General features: G+C 61.9%; 20 protein-coding genes. 9 read left to right on the forward strand and 11 right to left on the reverse strand.

The annotated features are described in order from the left end of the window. Nucleotides 1-34 precede the first annotated feature (34 nt). The 4 genes from B0G62_RS07135 to B0G62_RS07150 all read left to right on the forward strand — a co-directional run bounded on the left by B0G62_RS07135 (nucleotide 35) and on the right by B0G62_RS07150 (nucleotide 3,861). Nucleotides 35-1,057 carry a YncE family protein gene (locus tag B0G62_RS07135; protein WP_103703452.1) on the forward strand — a complete coding sequence of 341 codons (1,023 nt, stop codon included), beginning with the start codon at nucleotides 35-37 and terminating at the stop codon, nucleotides 1,055-1,057. Nucleotides 1,058-1,072: 15 nt separating this feature from the next. Next, the gene (locus B0G62_RS07140; RefSeq protein ID WP_103703453.1) at nucleotides 1,073-2,080 is read left to right on the forward strand and encodes a sterol desaturase family protein; all 1,008 of its coding nucleotides are present in this window, start codon (nucleotides 1,073-1,075) and stop codon (nucleotides 2,078-2,080) included. Between the two features lie 189 nt (nucleotides 2,081-2,269). Then, on the forward strand, nucleotides 2,270-3,397 hold the full coding sequence (locus tag B0G62_RS07145; protein ID WP_103703454.1) for a 3-deoxy-7-phosphoheptulonate synthase: 1,128 nt from the start codon (nucleotides 2,270-2,272) through the stop codon (nucleotides 3,395-3,397). Between the two features lie 266 nt (nucleotides 3,398-3,663). Beyond that, entirely contained in the window at nucleotides 3,664-3,861 is a 198-nt protein-coding gene (locus B0G62_RS07150) for a hypothetical protein (protein ID WP_103703667.1), read from the forward strand. Between the two features lie 118 nt (nucleotides 3,862-3,979). On the opposite strand, the gene B0G62_RS32630 is transcribed toward B0G62_RS07150, so the two are convergent. From B0G62_RS32630 to B0G62_RS07165, 3 genes are all read right to left on the reverse strand, one after another. Next, nucleotides 3,980-4,264: a hypothetical protein gene (locus B0G62_RS32630; protein WP_103703668.1), complete on the reverse strand. Its 285-nt coding sequence runs from the start codon at nucleotides 4,262-4,264 to the stop codon at nucleotides 3,980-3,982. Between the two features lie 362 nt (nucleotides 4,265-4,626). Next, a complete protein-coding gene (locus B0G62_RS07160; RefSeq protein ID WP_103703455.1) occupies nucleotides 4,627-4,866 on the reverse strand; it encodes a hypothetical protein in 240 nt (79 codons plus the stop codon). Nucleotides 4,867-4,938: 72 nt separating this feature from the next. After that, nucleotides 4,939-5,229 (reverse strand): hypothetical protein, encoded by a 291-nt coding sequence (locus B0G62_RS07165; RefSeq protein ID WP_103703456.1) that lies wholly within the window; start codon nucleotides 5,227-5,229, stop codon nucleotides 4,939-4,941. Between the two features lie 341 nt (nucleotides 5,230-5,570). Here B0G62_RS07165 and B0G62_RS07170 point away from each other — a divergent pair, with 341 nt between their 5' ends. Further along, nucleotides 5,571-5,837 carry a hypothetical protein gene (locus B0G62_RS07170; RefSeq protein ID WP_144271821.1) on the forward strand — a complete coding sequence of 89 codons (267 nt, stop codon included), beginning with the start codon at nucleotides 5,571-5,573 and terminating at the stop codon, nucleotides 5,835-5,837. Between the two features lie 73 nt (nucleotides 5,838-5,910). Here B0G62_RS07170 and B0G62_RS07175 read toward each other — a convergent pair whose 3' ends face one another. Continuing rightward, nucleotides 5,911-6,135: a hypothetical protein gene (locus B0G62_RS07175; RefSeq protein ID WP_103703458.1), complete on the reverse strand. Its 225-nt coding sequence runs from the start codon at nucleotides 6,133-6,135 to the stop codon at nucleotides 5,911-5,913. Between the two features lie 278 nt (nucleotides 6,136-6,413). Beyond that, complete coding sequence (locus B0G62_RS07180; protein ID WP_103703459.1) at nucleotides 6,414-6,617, reverse strand: cold-shock protein; 204 nt, start codon at nucleotides 6,615-6,617, stop codon at nucleotides 6,414-6,416. Nucleotides 6,618-7,157: 540 nt separating this feature from the next. Here B0G62_RS07180 and B0G62_RS07185 point away from each other — a divergent pair. From B0G62_RS07185 to B0G62_RS07200, 4 genes are all read left to right on the forward strand, one after another. After that, nucleotides 7,158-7,448, forward strand: a complete 291-nt coding sequence (locus B0G62_RS07185; RefSeq protein ID WP_103703460.1) for a hypothetical protein — start codon at nucleotides 7,158-7,160, stop codon at nucleotides 7,446-7,448. Nucleotides 7,449-7,539: 91 nt separating this feature from the next. Next, nucleotides 7,540-7,755 (forward strand): hypothetical protein, encoded by a 216-nt coding sequence (locus B0G62_RS07190; protein ID WP_103703461.1) that lies wholly within the window; start codon nucleotides 7,540-7,542, stop codon nucleotides 7,753-7,755. A 235-nt stretch (nucleotides 7,756-7,990) separates the two neighbouring features. After that, entirely contained in the window at nucleotides 7,991-9,886 is a 1,896-nt protein-coding gene (locus B0G62_RS07195) for an FAD-binding monooxygenase (RefSeq protein ID WP_103703462.1), read from the forward strand. 20 nt (nucleotides 9,887-9,906) lie between these two features. Then, a complete protein-coding gene (locus B0G62_RS07200) occupies nucleotides 9,907-10,371 on the forward strand; it encodes a MarR family transcriptional regulator (RefSeq protein WP_244193133.1) in 465 nt (154 codons plus the stop codon). Nucleotides 10,372-10,468: 97 nt separating this feature from the next. Here B0G62_RS07200 and B0G62_RS07205 read toward each other — a convergent pair whose 3' ends face one another. The 6 genes from B0G62_RS07205 to B0G62_RS07230 all read right to left on the reverse strand — a co-directional run bounded on the left by B0G62_RS07205 (nucleotide 10,469) and on the right by B0G62_RS07230 (nucleotide 16,721). Then, nucleotides 10,469-11,278 (reverse strand): siderophore-interacting protein, encoded by an 810-nt coding sequence (locus tag B0G62_RS07205; protein ID WP_103703463.1) that lies wholly within the window; start codon nucleotides 11,276-11,278, stop codon nucleotides 10,469-10,471. 58 nt (nucleotides 11,279-11,336) lie between these two features. Then, nucleotides 11,337-12,137 (reverse strand): PadR family transcriptional regulator, encoded by an 801-nt coding sequence (locus B0G62_RS07210; protein ID WP_103703464.1) that lies wholly within the window; start codon nucleotides 12,135-12,137, stop codon nucleotides 11,337-11,339. A gap of 297 nt (nucleotides 12,138-12,434) precedes the next feature. Next, complete coding sequence (locus tag B0G62_RS07215; protein ID WP_103703465.1) at nucleotides 12,435-13,514, reverse strand: porin; 1,080 nt, start codon at nucleotides 13,512-13,514, stop codon at nucleotides 12,435-12,437. Between the two features lie 173 nt (nucleotides 13,515-13,687). Then, nucleotides 13,688-14,422 (reverse strand): SDR family NAD(P)-dependent oxidoreductase, encoded by a 735-nt coding sequence (locus B0G62_RS07220; protein WP_103703466.1) that lies wholly within the window; start codon nucleotides 14,420-14,422, stop codon nucleotides 13,688-13,690. A 63-nt stretch (nucleotides 14,423-14,485) separates the two neighbouring features. Continuing rightward, on the reverse strand, nucleotides 14,486-14,935 hold the full coding sequence (locus tag B0G62_RS07225; protein WP_103703467.1) for a nuclear transport factor 2 family protein: 450 nt from the start codon (nucleotides 14,933-14,935) through the stop codon (nucleotides 14,486-14,488). 91 nt (nucleotides 14,936-15,026) lie between these two features. Beyond that, nucleotides 15,027-16,721 carry an FAD-dependent oxidoreductase gene (locus B0G62_RS07230; RefSeq protein ID WP_103703468.1) on the reverse strand — a complete coding sequence of 565 codons (1,695 nt, stop codon included), beginning with the start codon at nucleotides 16,719-16,721 and terminating at the stop codon, nucleotides 15,027-15,029. Nucleotides 16,722-16,928: the final 207 nt, after the last annotated feature.

Raw genomic sequence — 16,928 nt, forward strand, 5'->3', positions numbered from 1 at the left:
CCCGGTTATGCACCGGTTCTCTTGCCCCTACGAAATGCCAGAATTCCCGACATTCAGCTTTACCCGGAACCCGAGACGCGGCCTCGCAGCGGCGCTGCTCCTCGGCGGTCTTGTGTGCAGCGCGCTCGCTCATGCGGACGACAAAGTCATCGTGCTCGACTCCGGCGAGGCGCAGCTCTCGCTGATCGACGAAGCGAGCCGCAGCGTCGTTGGCACCGAACCCACCGGCAAGGAGCCGCATCACCTGATGATCACGCCCGACGGTCAGTCGCTGATCGTCGCCGATTCGGTCTCGAACGACCTGATGTTCCTCGATCCGCACACGGGCAAGGTGCAGCGCCGCGTCGAAGGCATCGAAGATCCGTATCAGCTCGGCTTCTCGCCCGATCACAAATGGTTCGTGACGGCGGGTCTGCGTCTCGATCGCGTGGATGTCTACAGCTACAACGGCCATGACGTCACGCTCGCGAAGCGCATTGCGCTCGCGAAGACGCCGAGCCACATCACCTTCTCGTCGGACAGCAAGATCGCGTTCGTGACGCTGCAGGACACCGGCGAAGTCGCGGCGATCGATCTGTCCACGCAGACCGTGATGTGGAAGCTGAAGATCGGCAACACGCCCGCGGGTCTGTGGATGACGCCCGGCGACAAGTACCTGCTGGTCGGCATGACGGGCGAGGACGACGTGGCCGTGGTGGACTGGCGCAACCGCACGCTCGTGAAGAAGATCCAGACGGGCCGCGGCGCGCACAACTTCCGCAATCTCGACGACGGCAAGCATGTGGTCGTGTCCAATCGCGTGGAAAGCACCATCAGCATCATCGATTACACGACGCTCACCAAGGTCGGCGACATCACCGGTTTGCGTCCTGGTCCCGACGATATGGAACTTTCCGCCGACAAACGCTATCTGTGGGTTACGTTCCGCTTCGCTAAGCACGTGGGCATCATCGATCTCACGACGCGCCAGCTGATCGACACGATCGCCGTGGGCCGCTCGCCGCACGGCATCTATTTCGCGAACAGTGCGCCCGTGGTGGCGCCGAATCCGGACTGATGACCGGGAGTTTCGATGCTTGATACGCTGCTTTCGCAGGCCGACAACCTCGTTTCGTGGCTGCAAACCCTCGTCTACGTGGACGTGGTGCAGCCGATCTTCTACAAGGTCGGCCTGATGGGCTACGACGAGGACACCTACGACGCGCTCTACTGGGTGATCGTGGGGGTGCTCGAAATCCTGCTGACTTACGTGCTGCTGCGCCCGCTCGAAGCGCTGCGCCCGCTTGAAGCGTGGAGCGACCGCAAGGCGCTGCGCGCCGACGTCTGGTACACGTGGATCGCCAAGCTCGGCATTCTGAATATCGCGTTCTTCTTCGTGCTCACGCCGGTGTTCAATCACTGGCAGAGCCTGATGGCGATCCACAATATTCCGAACATCGACGTGGATGGTCTGTGGCCCGGCGTGACGGACAGGCCTTACGTGTCGTTCGCGATCTATCTGGTCGTGCTCGATTTCGCGGGCTACTGGTATCACCGCTGGCAGCATCGCTTCGGCGTGTGGTGGGAGTTGCATGCGGTTCATCACAGCCAGCAGCAGATGTCGCTGTGGTGCGACGATCGTAATCACTTCCTCGACGATATCGTGCAGGCGGCGTTCTTCGCGGCGATCTCGCTCTTTATCGGCGTGCCGCCCTCGCAGTTCGTCGTGTTGATCGCCGTGAGCAACTTCCTGCAGGCGGTGCAGCACGTCAACGCGCGGCTCGTTTATGGGCGCGTGCTGGAGCGCATCCTCGTGAGTCCGGCGTTCCATCGTCGCCATCACGCGATTGGCTATGGCCACGAAGGTACGCGTTATGGCTGCAACTTCGGCGTGCTGTTTCCGTGGTGGGACATGATGTTCCGCACCGCGTCGTGGAACGCGGCGCCCGAGCCGACCGGGATCCGCGATCAACTGCCGGCGCCGCACGGCCGTGGTGTCAACTACGGCGAGGGTCTGATCGCCCAGCAATGGTTCGCGCTCGTGCGTATCGCGCGGCGGCTGGCGGGCAAGGGCTATCCGCTCGGCGGGTCGGCTAACTGACCTTCGTCGGGTGGCTATTGGATCGGGAACGGGGCGGCTTTTGCCGCCTCGTTTCGTTTGGGCGCGCGTTTTTGCGTTTGCGCTGCCGGTTCGGGACGTCGCGGCGGATGCGATAATCATCGTTTGTCCCCCAACACATACCGCGCGACTATCGCAGCGCTTCGGCAGCAGGCGCCCGAGGAGAAAATCTTGAGCCGTATCGACAATCCGCAGCACGACCAGGAAGTCGGCGTCGCCGACGCTACCCAGGACACCACCCGCATCGACGACGTGCGTATCGGCGCGGTGCGGCCGCTCATCTCGCCGGCGCTGCTGCTCGACGAACTGCCGGTGCCGCAGTCCACGCAGACGCTCGTTGAAACAAGCCGCGCGCAGATCGCCGATGTACTCGCGCAGCGCGACGATCGTCTCGTGATCGTAGTCGGCCCCTGCTCGATCCACGACCACGATCAGGCGATCGAATACGCGAAACTGCTCAAGGAGAAGGCCGACACGCTCAAGGACGATCTGCTGATCGTCATGCGCGTGTACTTCGAGAAGCCGCGCACGACGGTGGGCTGGAAGGGCTATATCAACGATCCGCGCCTCGACGGCAGTTTCCGCATCAACGAAGGCCTGCGCGCGGCGCGGCAACTGCTGCTCGAAATCGACGCATTGGGCCTGCCCACCGGCACCGAATTCCTCGACCTGCTGAGCCCCCAATACATCGCCGATCTGGTGGCGTGGGGCGCGATCGGAGCGCGCACGACCGAAAGCCAGAGCCATCGGCAACTCGCCTCGGGGCTGTCATGCCCGATTGGCTTCAAGAATGGCACGGACGGCGGCGTGCAGGTGGCGGCGGACGCCATCGTCGCGGCGAGCGCGAGCCACGCCTTCATGGGTATGACGAAGATGGGCATGGCCGCGATCTTCGAGACGCGCGGCAACCAGGATTGCCACGTGATCCTGCGTGGCGGCAAGAGCGGGCCGAACTATGACGCGGCCTCGGTGGCGGCTTGCTGCGCGGCATTGGCGAAGTCGGGGCTGCGCGAGGAAGTGATGATCGACTGCTCGCACGCGAACTCGAACAAGGCGCATCAGCGTCAGATCGAGGTGGCGCGCGATATCGGCGCGCAACTGGCGGGCGGCGAGAAGCGCATCGTCGGCGTGATGATCGAGAGCCACCTCGACGAAGGGCGCCAGGATCTGAAGCCGGGCGTGCCGCTCAAGCGGGGCGTGTCGATTACCGATGCGTGCATCAGCTGGGCGCAGACGGAACCGGTGCTCGACGGGCTGGCGGAAGCGGTGCGCGCGCGGCGCAAGACCCTAGCGGGCTGAAATGACGGGAGCGTGTCGCTCCCGACTTTTTGCGCATAAAACAACGCGCGAGGCGAGCGATCGCGCGTATCCCAATCTGATTATTAGGAAAACGGAATAAATTCCGGCGCTGTACAGACGCGTAGTCTTATCGGGTCCATAATCAGGCATCAAACGAAGGATTGCTCTTGTGTCGGTCAGGAGCGGGCGGCTCAGCCTGGACAAGCGTAATAGCGGCATTGAAAAACCAATGTACTGAATTCGCAATCTCTCGAATGGAGGCGACGATGACGCAGAATGAGGTGTTCGCTGTCTTCGAGCGATTGAATCGGGAGGGTCATGCCTCAATCGACCTGGATCATGCCTGCGCGGAATTTGCGAAATGGCTGGCAGGCGCGTGGGATGGACTGGGTGAGCGTGACGTTGCGCTGCTGAGTTCCGTCGGCGCCACCTTGTGGCGCGAAGGCTATGCGAGGCGGTATTGAGACGGACCAGCGGCGAGCCGTTGTGCGCAGCGCGTGACGGATTTGTCACGGCATGATCGCTTCCCAGCGCGCTTGCAAGAGAACAAATTCTCCAACCTGAGCGTGACCGTGTGTCGAGTCAGAGCGACGTCAGTAAGCGGAGCTGGTGCTCGGTCTCGTTACCACTGATCAGCGAATACGCCCGTATTTCGTCGCGTTCGGCCAACAGAATGGACTCCGAATCAGAAAATTCATTCCACATCTCATCGCCGATCGAAATGGGCGCAGCGCGGGATCGGGCGAAGGATCTCAATAGTGAGCTTGCTTCACGCCGCAGGATGCGGAGGTCGCTGTTCAGGACATATGGCTGGCCGCCTGAACGAAAGACGAGATAGTGCGGGGTGAGATTTTGATCATTTTTCAAAGTGGACTCCGCATCCTGGACTATGAGCGTGCGCTCGATTGCTCGGGCGCAATCACTGAAGGCCGCACTGAAGGCGCGGTCGATGTCGCTAAAAGGGCGGCCGGTGTGTGCCACCGTAATCGACTGCTTTGGTGCGTCAGTCGCGAATTCCCGGAACGTGACTGGCAAGACGATGTAATACCAGGGGCGTCCTTCGCGGTCTGGCTGAAGTTCAACGGTTACGCATATCTGCCAGCCGTTATACATCCCAAGGCAGGTTTCCACAGGAACCTCTCACTGTGAGCGCAAGTCACTGCGCGTTGCCAGGAAAACCGGTTGCGGTGTGAAGGCGCGCCTGATGGGTCGGGTTTGGAGCGGTTGCGTCACCCGTTAAGAAGCGCCATGATCTGGCCGGCTTCGCGGTCCGAATCGTAGCTCGCCATTCCATCCTTGCGCAGCAGCGCGCGAACGGACACAAACATGAGATAAGCGTCCGCGTCGACCTCGTGACGACCATCGTGGATGACTCCATCCAGTTCTGCACGTGCTTCCAGCGGAAGAAACCGGTCGACAATGTTTGAACCGTCTTGTCGAATCCACTTCAACAATTCCGTCCTGCCCATATCAAGCCTCCAATGTTGCCTGCAGATCCGGCCACACCGCGCCATTGGGCGGTGCGGGGAGAGAGGCATGGCTTACAACTGCAGGTCGAGGACGTGCGTGTTCTGGGCGCACGAGTCGATGAGGTGTTCGGCATAGGCAGTCGATGCTCGTCGCGCGTCGCCAGCATTCTCGAAGGGCCTGACTGCTGCAAGTTTGAATACGCGGCTGCGGGGCGACCCTTCGGAGCTGCCCGGTTCCTGGATGCGCACAGCGGCGTCAAACCCTTCGTCGTAGTTATGCCCGCCGCCGGGCGTCGTGGCGCAATGCGGATAGACCAGAGGGTAAACCTCCAGCCCGCGATAGAGGCGGAAATCGGTAGTCATGGAAACACTCTTGAGGCCGCATCACCACGCGGCATAACAGAGAACAGTGTGAGCGACTGCATGCAGTCTCCACACGCCAGGCCGTGGTGTTCGGCCTGTGATGACAGTGAGCAGCCCGATTCCCATGGAACGGGTGGAGAGGGAGAGATCAGGAACGGGCAATCAGTAAACTGATCCTACGCCCATTCCAGGATTTGTACAGTGAAAGTTCCCTGACGTCCGGTGCAGGCGCCCAGCCAAAGATATAAGCCTTGTGACTGGCCGGGATAGAGCGCACCATGGACTCGGGAATCGTACTTTCGATCTCGCGACGGTCTTCCCGGTTTTGGATGGGAGGCCGTATGGAAACACGCCTTGATACCTTCAATGGGTGGCAGATGAGAGCCTGCGTCGAAAGTAGGCCCGAGTCAGGACAGTCGCGCTACTACATCGTGGCGCCACTTTCATATAAAGAGTTTTCGGTGGCCGAATTCATTCATCCGGCCAAAGGGCGCTACACCCAGGCGTCATTCGACAATGCCGATGACGCTTTTTCCGTGGCATTCGGTGTTTGCCGGCGCGACATCATGGCCGCGATCAAATTGCGCATGGTGCAGAGCTTCAACTAGCGAAGGCTCTACTTCCGGATGGCGTGCCTCGTGCTCGTGTACCGGTGCGTCGCTTTTAACCGCGTTAACCACGTTAACCGCGCGTGTCGACCCAGTTGCGTGCCCAGCGTCGCGAGTGCTGCAGTGCCTTCTCTTCGCTCGTGAAGTAATCGAGCGAATAAAACTGGTAACGGCCTTCGGTGCGCGCGTTATCGGTGCGTTCGAGCAGCAGGTTGGACGAAAAACTACCGTCGGGCAAACGATGCGCCGAGGGATGGACGGCATAGCCGTTGTATTGTTGAATTTGCTTGTTTTGCATTTTAATTTTAATGATGCACGAATGCTCGCATTCCATGCGCAATGTGCGCGGACGTGCCGATTCAAAGCCATTGCGAGCTGAATCTGACGCAGTCGGAAAGCGAAGAAGGGCTATTGCAGCCAGAGAGGGATGAAGTGCAACGAGGCGCGTGGCGCCTGGCAAGCTACTGATTGAACAGATACGGCTTGCGGGGGAATCGCGCTAACTTTGGGAGACAATGCTCCGCGAGGATTCGCTGCAACCCGGCTTCCGTTACGGGAAGCCGGGTTCTTCAAACTTTACAGCGGCGTGATGTTAGCCGCTTGCAGACCCTTCGGGCCTTGCTTCGTTTCGAAGGTCACTTTCTGGTTTTCAGCCAGCGTCTTGAAGCCGTCGGTTCTGATTTCGGAGAAGTGAGCGAACAGGTCGTCGCCGCCGTTGTCAGGAGCGATGAAGCCAAAGCCTTTGCTGTCGTTGAACCACTTAACAATACCGGTATCCATGGAAAATCCTTGAGAAACAAATAGAAAAATTGTGCTCTGTGATAGAGCGCTTGAAGCGTCAAGGAGGGAGAGGACCACGAATACCGCTTGGCAGCGAGCAATTGATGAACAGCAATCGAACTTCTTGAACTTCGAGACAGACACTAACCGTTTAGTGGTGTCAGCGTCAATATTTATCTTGTAACTGTTTCGCGAGGCGGTCCGTTTTGTGGGCAAAACGATGTGGCCCTGCGAGGCTTCGCGCCATGCCTGGCGTGACGTGCGCGCTGGCGAGAGCGTGTTGCGCCCGATCGCCGCGAACGACGCTTTCTTTTTAGTGAATTCAACTTTCCCTATACAAACGTGGGGATCAGCGTACGATGACTGGATCAGTCGACCTGCGACCGATCCCCGCGCCTCTTCTATCGCCTGTTCAGGCACCGAGCTGCTTCTCTTCCTCGCAGACCCCCTACGACAGCTTCGCACCGCAACGATGCGGCGTTCAGGCTGCGTCCCATTCTGGATCCTCCGCACGACGTGCGAGACCAAGGAGCTGGCTCCATGACAACCACTGTGCGCTTTTACCGTGGTCTTGAGATTTACCCGTTTGTCTTTCCGCATTTGCCGACCCAGGCGGGTTTCGGCCGCAATTACGACGAGGGCTTCGATGCAGCGGTACGCATCCAGGAACCCGATGCGATTCCTCGTGCCCCGAGAAGCCGTGTTTTCGGCGTATTGGTCAAGACGCCGTTTCTGAATGCGGGCGATGCACGCCGGGCGTCCATTGCGTATGCCGAGCATCTTATCGATATGTGCTCGCCAGGTGAGACTGTGCTCGACATGAAGGCTTGAGCGGATTGCGGTCGGCGGGTAACGACTGGAGAAGTCAGATCGACAGAATTCCACTGTCCCCGTGACCGGATACATTTTAAGAGGTAGCAATATGCGTTTGAATTCGACACGTTTCCGGATAGATCCCACGCCGCGTCGTGCGGATGGTGAGTACATGGCACATGTGCGCATCAGCACGAACCGCCCAGATGGCAGCGAATACGACGTTCATCTGAGCGGAGACCTCGCCGGATTTGAAATTCGCGAGGATGCAATCGCCTATGCGCAAAGCTGGGCGGAACAGTGGCTCTATGCGCGTTTTGGCTAGAAGCGCGACTTCACATTCTTTCCGCCAGACGCAGAGATAGCCTGATAGCGCACGCGATTCCGTCTCGCGGCGATCAGGCTCGCTGTTGACCTAGATTGCGTCGTTTCGTCGACGCAACTCCCGAAGCGCAACCAGAAATCAGGGTAAACATCAGATCCGCCTTGAAGTGCTTTCAAATGGTTGGTGTACGGAGTATATTTCCGGTCACGACGACATGCGATAAATGGAGGAAGACATGCAGTTCCATCTCAACGGTTTTCACGTTGGCGACCCGACGATCGAAGCGGCCGCCGAAAGCGGCCCACAAAGTCCGACACTCGATTCTGTCGATGTGCTGATCGTCGGAAGCGGGCCCGCCGGGCTTGTGCTTGCGGCGCAACTCGCGCGCTTTCCTTCCATCAGGACGCGTATTGTCGAGCGTCGCAATGGACCGTTGCAGATGGGGCAGGCCGATGGCGTGGCGTGCCGGACCGTCGAGATGTTCGAAGCATTCGGCCTTAGCGACCGTCTGCTGCGCGAGGCATATTGGGTCAATGAAACGGTATTCTGGCGGCCCGATCAGCAGGACCGCGGCGCCATCAAGCGTACCGGTCGTGTTCAGGACACCGAAACAGGTTTGTCGGAGTTTCCGCACGTCATCGTCAATCAGGCGCGCATCCAGGACTATCTGCTCGATGTGATGCGTTGCTCGGCACATCGGCTCGAACCCGATTACGGCCTCGAAGTCGTCGATGTCGTGCGTGAAAACGCGGGTGACTACCCGGTGCGCGTCACACTGCGTCGCACCGATGCGGACGGCGCCGCCGAACCGGTCGTCGTGCGGGCGCGCTACGTCGTGGGTTGCGACGGCGCGCGTAGCCGTGTGCGTACGGCCATCGGGCAAACGTTGCGTGGCGATGCGGCCAATCATGCGTGGGGCGTGATGGACGCGCTCGCCGTCACCGACTTCCCGGACATCCGCCTCAAAGCCGCGATCCAGTCCGCGAGCAAAGGCAATCTGCTCCTCATTCCGCGCGAGGGCGGTTATCTCGTGCGCTTTTACGTCGATCTCGGCGAGGTCACGCCGGAGAATCGCGACAGCATCAAGCAGACGGGCGTGGACCGCATTATCGAAACCGCGCAGCGAATCCTGCAGCCTTATACGCTTGATGTGAAGGAGGTCGCGTGGTTCTCGGTGTACGAAGTGGGGCAGCGTCTGACCGACCGCTTCGACGATGCGCTCGCGGCGGACGACACGTCTCGTGAGCCGCGCGTGTTCATCGCCGGCGATGCTTGTCATACGCATAGCGCGAAGGCCGGACAGGGCATGAACGTGTCGATGCAGGACGGCTTCAATCTAGGCTGGAAACTCGCCGCCGTGCTGGAAGGGCGCAGCGACACGGATCTGCTGCGCACTTATTCGGACGAGCGTCAACCTGTCGCCCAGGAGCTGATAGATTTCGACAAGGAATGGTCCGCGATGATGGCCGCGCCGCCGAGGGACCCGAACCGGCCCGAAGCGGGCGGCGTCGATCCCGCCGAATTGCAGGCGTATTTCGTGCGGGCGGGACGCTATACGGCCGGCGTCGCGACGCGTTACAGGCCTGGCACGCTTACGGGCAGCGCAACGCATCAGGCGCTCGCCAGCGGCTTTACGATCGGCACGCGGTTTCACTCGGCGCCGGTGATCCGGCTCGCGGACGCGAAACCTGTCCATCTCGGCCATGCCGCGCGTGCGGACGGCCGCTGGCGTCTCTACGCGTTCGCCGACGCAAGCCAGGAAGCGCTCCGCGCGCTGTGCGAGCGTCTCGTGGGAGCGCCCGATTCCGTGCTGCGCCTCGCTACGCCCGAAGGCGCTGACATCGACAGCGTGCTCGACGTGCGCGCGGTGTTGCAGCAAGCGCATCGCGAGGTGCGTGTGGAAGCGCTGCACGGCCTTCTGCTGCCGCGCAAGGGCCGCTATGGCCTGGTCGATTACGAGAAAGCATTTACGAGCGACGCGGCGGCTGATATCTTCGACGCGCGCGGCATTGACCGCGAACGAGGCGCGCTCGTGGTGGTCCGTCCCGACCAGTACGTCGCCCATGTTTTACCTCTGGACGCCTACGCGGAGTTGAGCGCCTTCTTCCGGCCGATATTCCGCAAGCGTTGACTGGCTTCGACACTGCAAAATTGGCAATCAAACTGGACAAGCACGCGGAGAAGCGCGCCGACGAGGCCGAGGCGCTCGCAAGATTCACCGGCAGCCTCGTGCGGCGTGCGCAGCAGCGCCACGTCGCGGTATGGTTGAGCGAAGTCTCCGCCGAGATCACGAGCGTGCAGTACGCCGCGCTCGAAATCCTGCACGACAGGCCGGGAATCAATCAGCGGCAGCTTGGCGACGATCTCGACGTGGATCGCTCGACCATTGCCGATCTCGTCGCGCGCATGGTTCGCAACGATCTCGTTCGGCGTACTGATGACCCGATCGACAAGCGCAGCTATGTGCTGTTCCTGACCGCGAGCGGCAAGAAGCAACTCGCGGCCTTGCGCCCGCGTGTCGAGGAGGTCGAGCGTATTCTGACTGCCAGGCTCGCTGCGGAGGAAGTTCTGCAGTTGCGGCGTCTGCTGTTGGCGCTTTTGCCGCCCCAGGTATAGCGCTGGCCGATCCCGGCAGTCTTGCCCGGCTCGACGGCATCGTTAGGCGATCGAGCCGCACCGCACGCGTGCGTCAGCGGACGATGCGCCGCCTGGCTTAGTCGTCGATCGTTTCGTGCGTCGCCTGCGCGCCGCGACGCCAGTAAGCCGATGCGCGGATGCGCTTCTTGTCGACGCCGCGTTCATTGCACAGATAGCCGCGCACGGCACGGATCGCCGAGGCTTCGCCGGCCGCCCACACATAGCCTTCGCCTGGCGGCAGCCAGACTTCGCCGAGCGCATCGACGAGCGGTTGTTCCGAGTCCAGTTCGTCGCGATAAACCCACGTCGCGTAGAGATCGGCTTCGGTCGGCAGTTCGATACGCGCCGCGCGGTTCGCCACTTCCACGACCACGGCGGCGCGCGCGCCCGACGGCAGCTCGTCCAGGCGGCGCTGAATGGCGGGCAGCGCGGTCTCGTCGCCGACCAGCAGATGCCAGTCGAAACCCGTGGGAATCACCATCGAGCCGCGCGGGCCGCCGACGCCCAGGTACTGGCCGGGCGCGGCCTGCGCGGCCCACGCGGTGGCTGGGCCGGCATCGTGCAGCGCGAATTCCAGATCCAGCTCGTTGGCGTTGATATCGAAGCGGCGCGGTGTGTAATCGCGCGCGGCAGGGCGCTCGACGCCGTCGGGGAAAGCGATGCCGTCCGGGCCGAGGCTCGGCAGCGCAGGCTTTTCGTCGCCCGGAGCCGGGAAAAACACCTTCACGTGATCGTCGAACGACGACGAGACGAAATCGCTCAGGTCGCCGGTCAGCGTGACGCGCACGAGCGCGGACGACAGCGCCTCGACGCGCGTCACGCGCAGCAGACGGAATTTCAGCGGATGTCGCACGCGGACGACTTCGAGATTGGATTGATTCTGCATCTATGACTCCGGTAAATAAGCGGCGGACGATCGACGGCGAGGGGGGCGGGTTGGGCTTTTATGCGCCGGGCGCCGCGCTGTCGTCCGTCCTGGTGTTCTCGCCGCCGTTTTCGATTTCCTGGGTGGCGCGTACGATGATGGCCGCGATGCGGCGCTGCTCCTCGGGCGACGCGTCCGTGCGGCGCAGCAGTGCGTGCTTGAAGGCGCGGCGCGCCTCGATCAGTTCGCGGACCCAGCCGCTGCCATCGGCGGGATCTTCACCTGCGAACGCGCGGCGCATCAGATCCATCTTGCGGCCGAAATGCGTGAGCTTGGCGAGGATCAGATCGGCGCGCTCGCGGTTCGCGCCAAGATGGGCGCGGCCTTCTTCGGACAGCTGGTAACGCTTGCGGTTGCCTTCGAGCGTCACGCTCACATAACCGAGTTCTTCGAGATACGTGAGGGCCGGATAAACCATGCCGGGACTCGGGCTGTAGAAGCCGTTCGAGCGCGATTCGAGCGCCTTGATCAGCTCGTAGCCGTGGCTCGGGCGCTCGGCGAGCAGCGCTAGCAGCATCAGTTGCAGGTCTTCCGAGGAGAACTTGCGGCCGCGGCCGAAACCGTCGCCGTCGCCGAAGCCGCCGGGGCCGCCGAAGCCTCGGCCAAAGCCGTCACCGAAGCGATCGCCGAAATCGCCGGGACCCTCGCCGCCGCGCCGGCCCATGGCATGGCGCAGCGCGTGCAACGCATGCAAGGGATGAAGCATGGAGAGACGGGCGCCGGCGAAATCGCCGTGGCCGAACGTTTCGAAAAAGTCGCGGGCGGCGCGAGCACCGTGGCGATGGTGGCCATGGTGGCCGGAATGATGAGGGTGGCGCATGTGGCCTCCTGTCTCTGAGTGTCTTAAGATGTGTCTTAAGATATATATCTTAAGAGTGTTTGTCAAAGATAATTTTTTGGGGGCAGAACTCGCGGCAAAGTCTGCGGGAGCGTGAGACCGGCGTTCCCGCGCAACCATGGCGGGTTAGGGGAAAGGGGAGAGAGGTCCGGCGCCCGGTTTCGATGAGGCTGTTGGCCGGTCGAAGTCGATCTGCACCTTGTAGTGACACGCTCACAGGTGCAGATAGTCGGGGCGGTGTCCGGCGTTACAGGGGCAACTCCGCGAATTTCTCTTCGATCAGAACGCGTGACGGATGCCGACAGTCGCGCCCACCGTCGTGCCGGAAGCACCGTATAGCGCGCCGTCGATCGACAAGCCGGTGTTCATCGTTCCGTGATTGTCGACCGAGGCCACCTGCGCGTAGAGCGCGGTCCGCTTCGAGAGGAAATAGCTCGCCCCCAACGCGGCCAGGAGCGAATGGTTGGCCGTGTGATTGCGGTCGCTTGTGACCCAGACGCCGCCGTCGAGGTCCAGCGCGGGTGTCACGTACCACGTCAGGCCGCCGCCATAGACGTTGTTGTTCAACGAGCCGGCGACCTTGTAGTTGACGAACGACGCTTTCACCGTGGCGGCGCCGAACTTGAACGCCGCGCCGAGCGTGCGGCCCTCGGCCGCCAGGCTGGTTGGCGTGGGGGTGGGATTCGCGGCGCCGCTGTTGCCGTCGAAGATCGCCGCATTGACCATCACGCCCGCGTAGTCGTAGCTGACGCTGGCGGAATATTGCCGTCCCGCCTGGAAGTCGCCGGGCTTGCCGCCGAACGAATACAGCAGACTCGCCTGCAGACCCCAGAGCGCCGGGCTCGTGTACGAAACCGAACTCGCGCTGAAAATGCTGGTACCAAGCACGTTGTCGACGAGGTTGACGCCGCCACTGCCGAAGAACGACATGTTGCGCGGGTCGGATGCGTACAGTGCGAGGAAAAACGGCGAGAGTTGCAGCCCGGTCTTCACTTCGCCGTAGCGGTTGCGCAGCGCGATCCACGCCTCGCAGCCGAAAAGGTTGCCGTCACAATGCGCGAGCGCGCCGTTGGCAATGCTGATCCCGCTTTCGAGCTTGAACCTGGCCTGGAGCCCGTCGCCGAGATCCTCGGTTCCGAGCATCCCGAACTGCGAATACGACGACCCTCCATCGATCATCGAAAGCTGCCTGCCGGCGTGGGCGCCCGTGGCGGAGCCGAGTGTCTTGTTCGTGTACAGCAGGCCACCGTCGATGAGGCCGAATAGCGTGATCTGGCTTTGCGCGTTCGAGGACCCGCAGATCAGCATCCCTGCCGTACATCCGGCAAGGCGCCACGCGCGCTTTCTGTCTTGCTGCATGAATGTCTCCCCCTATGTCTTCGTCTACGCGAATTGCGGGAATAAAATCGATTTAAATGTAGTGATGCTAACTAAATTTTCCAATCTGACTCATGCCGACCTTCGGCCGGGTTGAAGCGACGGCGATACGTACAGGCACCGGCGCGCAGCGCGCGGGTGCCTGTACGCCGGGACTAGATCGCCCAGCCTCCGTCGATTGCGATCTCGGCGCCGGTGATAAACGCGCTTTCGTCGCTCGAGAGGAACGCGACCAGGGCGGCGACCTCATCGGGCGTGCCGTGACGCTTCAGCGGGGCTGCCTCGGCGCCAAAGCGGTTCGTTTCGTCCGGGTTCTCCTTGAGCATGTCGGTCGCGATGAAACCTGGATGAACCGAATTGACGCGAATGCCGAACGGCGCGAGTTCCGCCGCCGCCACCTTGGTCATGCCGCGCACGGCCCATTTGGTGCTGCCGTACGAAATGGCATTGGCGAAGCCGCGCAGCCCGGCGACTGACGAAATGTTGACGATCGCTCCCTGCCCGCTCGCGGTCAGCGGTTTGATCGCGTGCTTCATGCCTAGCAGCGTGCCAAGCTGGTTGACACGAAAATGTTGCTCGGCCAGTTGGGCCGTCGTGTCGCCTAGCGCCGCGGGCCGGTAGATGCCGGCGTTATTGACGAGCACGTCGCATTGCCCGAAAAGACGCGTGGTGTGTTCGAAGACACGTATCCACGACGACTCGTCGGTGACATCGTGATCGACGAAGGCTGCGCGTTCGCCAAGTTCGCGCGCGAGCGCCTTGCCTTCTTCCACGAGCAGGTCGGTCAATACCACGTTTGCGCCTTCGCGATGAAAGCGCTTCGCCTCGGCCGCGCCCTGGCCGCGCGCCGCGCCGGTGATGACCACTGTCTTGCCTTCGAATCGATGCATGATCTGCTCCTTGCTGAACGTTGTTCCGTGTGAAGTGATGAAAGCGCCAGTTCCGGGCGTGTATCAGTAGCGGCCCGCCGCGTCTTTGGCGAGCCATGGATAGCGCGCTGTATCGGCGCCCGCATAGTCCGGGTCCAGATAGATGTGGCAGCGCTGGATCTTGAAGTCGCGGATTTCGAACACGTCGCACCAGCGGCCCGCGTGGGACGTGCCCGCGCGCCATGTTTCACCGCTTTTGAGCCAGCCGTGCGAGGTCGCCTCGACCACGACGAGATCGCCCTGCTGGATGAAATTGGCGTACGTCACGTCATGGCTGATTGCAGCCAGAATGCCGAGCAGGTCGTCGAATAACCTGGCGATCTCGCTGCGGCCGCGGGCGATGCCCCACTTCGGGAAATAGACCTGGGCATGTTCGTCGAAGAGGCTCAGGATTTCGTCGCCGCGATCCATGCGCCTGAAATATTCGAGCGCCACTGCCTTGCGTTGTTCATCGGTCATCGGCTGGATTTGCATGTGTAGCTCCTGGAAGCGCGCAGCGGATTGCTCGTGCCGCTGCGAAAGGGTTAGATGAATGGCTCGGATGTGTCGTGATGCAAACCCGCGTTCAGCCGACGGCGGCTTCGACAGGCAAGGTCTCTTTGATGGCTTCGGCGTGCGCCGCGTGAGCCGCGCGCCACGCGAATGCGATGATCGGTCCCAGCGTGCCGCCGCCGGCCCAATAGGCTCGTGCGGAGGCGGAAGCGACACAGTTGCCGACGCCGTACAGGCCCGGGATCGCCTCGCCCAGGTCGTCCAGAACCTGCGCGTTGGCATTGGTCAGTGGGCCGCCTTTCGTGTCCAGCGTGCCGCCGGCCACCAGGGCCGCGTAGTAGGGGCCTGTTTCGGAAACGGGATGCAGCGTCGGGTTGCCGTGATCGAGCGGCTCGCCGGTCGGGCCGTTGAACATGCGTTCGACCAGACGGTCGCCGCGGTGGAAATCATGGTCTTTGCCTTCGCGTGCAAACAGGTTGAAGCGCGCGATCGAAGCCCGCAGATTCGTTGTGAAATCGTCGCCAAGCTGGACGTTTCCGGTCAGATGCGCGTACTTCTGCAAACGCTCGCGGATGGCGTCCGCTAGTTCATCGAGCGTTTCGCCGTGCAATTCAAACGCCTCGTTGCCTGGGCCTGGACGGATCAGCCGGCCATATTCCGTGCTGGCCGAATGTTGCTGGCTGCGCTGATCCCAGATGGCGACCTGCACGAAGTTCGGATATTCGGCGCGTTGCGGGTCCCATTCGAAGAACGACTGGGCGATCTCGTTGTAGGCGAGCTTTTCGTTGACGATGCGGCGGCCGGATTTGTTTACCCAGAGCATCGAGTCCCCGCCGACCGAGAAGGTGCCCGTGAAGTCGTCACTGCCCGCCACCGCGCGTTCGAGGGCAACGGGGCACATCCATGCGTAGTTCATGTTGCGTAGCTGGGCGCCGGCGGCGCTGGCGATGCGCACGAAGTCGCCTTCGTTGCTGCGCGCGGCGCAGCCTCCAACGAACGGCGCATGCAGGAAATTCGCGCGCAGCGCGGGATCATGCGTAAAGCCGCCGGTTGCGAAGATCACGGCCTTGCGCGCACGCAGCGTGAGCTGCTCGCCGCCTGCACGCGTGCCTTGCACACCGACGACTTCGCCTTTTCCGTTGCGCACGATTCGCTGCACGCGCACACCCGTCATGATCTGCACACCGTCGCGCAGCGCCGCGGCCTGCATCGACCCGATCGCGACCTTCCCGCCGTCGGACATGGACTCGCATGCGTCCGCGGGCACCAGCACGCGGCCGCGCGGCGCCTTGTTTTCCGGCATCTCGGCCCAGTAGTCGGTGACGTCGGCGCAATGCCGGTAGCGCAGGGCACCGCGTTCGTGAAGCGCTTCGGCGGCTGGGGAGGCGCTTTCGTAGATGGCTTCGAAAGCTTCGTATTCCCAAGGTTCCAGCCCGAGCATCGGGGCATCGGGCTGGTAGCGTTCAGGACGCGCGAGCCGCGCCATGTAGCGCAGACAATCGTCCTTTTCGTCGACGAGTCCGGCTTCGCGCATCGGCCGGTTGTTTGGCACCCAGTACCAGAACGCGGCCTTGCGCGCCGTGCCGCCCACGACGTCGGTCTTCTCCACGAGCGCCACCGAATTGCCGAGCCAGCGTGCAAAAAGCGCGGCAGGCAGGCCGCCGCCGCCCGCGCCCACCACGACGACATCGACTTCGCCGTCGTAAGCGGCAGGCTGTGTCACGGGTACGCCCGTTTCGCGCCCGGCCCATTTCAAGCTTCGATGCATTGTCTTCCTCCATATGTTTTCGGTATGTGATCGAGTGCCTCCGCAGTTGGCTACGTTTGGCTACGATTCGTTGATAAATATACGAGAGAAATAAAAATATACAAAAATATAAAAACTATTGAAGCGATAGGGCGCATGCAGATGCCCGCGTCGAGGTCGGTCGGATGGTGCGCATGGCGCAAAGGGGGTGGATGGCAGACGCAGGAG

It is taken from the genome of Paraburkholderia eburnea (assembly GCF_002917095.1).
Lineage (GTDB): Bacteria > Pseudomonadota > Gammaproteobacteria > Burkholderiales > Burkholderiaceae > Paraburkholderia > Paraburkholderia eburnea.

What these genes read in the sequence shown, in the direction of transcription:
- B0G62_RS07135 (WP_103703452.1), top strand. Translation starts at nt 35, where the DNA reads ATGCCAGAATTCCCGACATTCAGCTTTACCCGGAACCCGAGACGCGGC.
- B0G62_RS07140 (WP_103703453.1), top strand. Translation starts at nt 1,073, where the DNA reads ATGCTTGATACGCTGCTTTCGCAGGCCGACAACCTCGTTTCGTGGCTG.
- B0G62_RS07150 (WP_103703667.1), top strand. Translation starts at nt 3,664, where the DNA reads ATGACGCAGAATGAGGTGTTCGCTGTCTTCGAGCGATTGAATCGGGAG.
- B0G62_RS07160 (WP_103703455.1), bottom strand. Translation starts at nt 4,866, where the DNA reads ATGGGCAGGACGGAATTGTTGAAGTGGATTCGACAAGACGGTTCAAAC.
- B0G62_RS07165 (WP_103703456.1), bottom strand. Translation starts at nt 5,229, where the DNA reads ATGACTACCGATTTCCGCCTCTATCGCGGGCTGGAGGTTTACCCTCTG.
- B0G62_RS07170 (WP_144271821.1), top strand. Translation starts at nt 5,571, where the DNA reads ATGGAAACACGCCTTGATACCTTCAATGGGTGGCAGATGAGAGCCTGC.
- B0G62_RS07175 (WP_103703458.1), bottom strand. Translation starts at nt 6,135, where the DNA reads ATGCAAAACAAGCAAATTCAACAATACAACGGCTATGCCGTCCATCCC.
- B0G62_RS07180 (WP_103703459.1), bottom strand. Translation starts at nt 6,617, where the DNA reads ATGGATACCGGTATTGTTAAGTGGTTCAACGACAGCAAAGGCTTTGGC.
- B0G62_RS07185 (WP_103703460.1), top strand. Translation starts at nt 7,158, where the DNA reads ATGACAACCACTGTGCGCTTTTACCGTGGTCTTGAGATTTACCCGTTT.
- B0G62_RS07190 (WP_103703461.1), top strand. Translation starts at nt 7,540, where the DNA reads ATGCGTTTGAATTCGACACGTTTCCGGATAGATCCCACGCCGCGTCGT.
- B0G62_RS07195 (WP_103703462.1), top strand. Translation starts at nt 7,991, where the DNA reads ATGCAGTTCCATCTCAACGGTTTTCACGTTGGCGACCCGACGATCGAA.
- B0G62_RS07205 (WP_103703463.1), bottom strand. Translation starts at nt 11,278, where the DNA reads ATGCAGAATCAATCCAATCTCGAAGTCGTCCGCGTGCGACATCCGCTG.
- B0G62_RS07210 (WP_103703464.1), bottom strand. Translation starts at nt 12,137, where the DNA reads ATGCGCCACCCTCATCATTCCGGCCACCATGGCCACCATCGCCACGGT.
- B0G62_RS07215 (WP_103703465.1), bottom strand. Translation starts at nt 13,514, where the DNA reads ATGCAGCAAGACAGAAAGCGCGCGTGGCGCCTTGCCGGATGTACGGCA.
- B0G62_RS07220 (WP_103703466.1), bottom strand. Translation starts at nt 14,422, where the DNA reads ATGCATCGATTCGAAGGCAAGACAGTGGTCATCACCGGCGCGGCGCGC.
- B0G62_RS07225 (WP_103703467.1), bottom strand. Translation starts at nt 14,935, where the DNA reads ATGCAAATCCAGCCGATGACCGATGAACAACGCAAGGCAGTGGCGCTC.
- B0G62_RS07230 (WP_103703468.1), bottom strand. Translation starts at nt 16,721, where the DNA reads ATGCATCGAAGCTTGAAATGGGCCGGGCGCGAAACGGGCGTACCCGTG.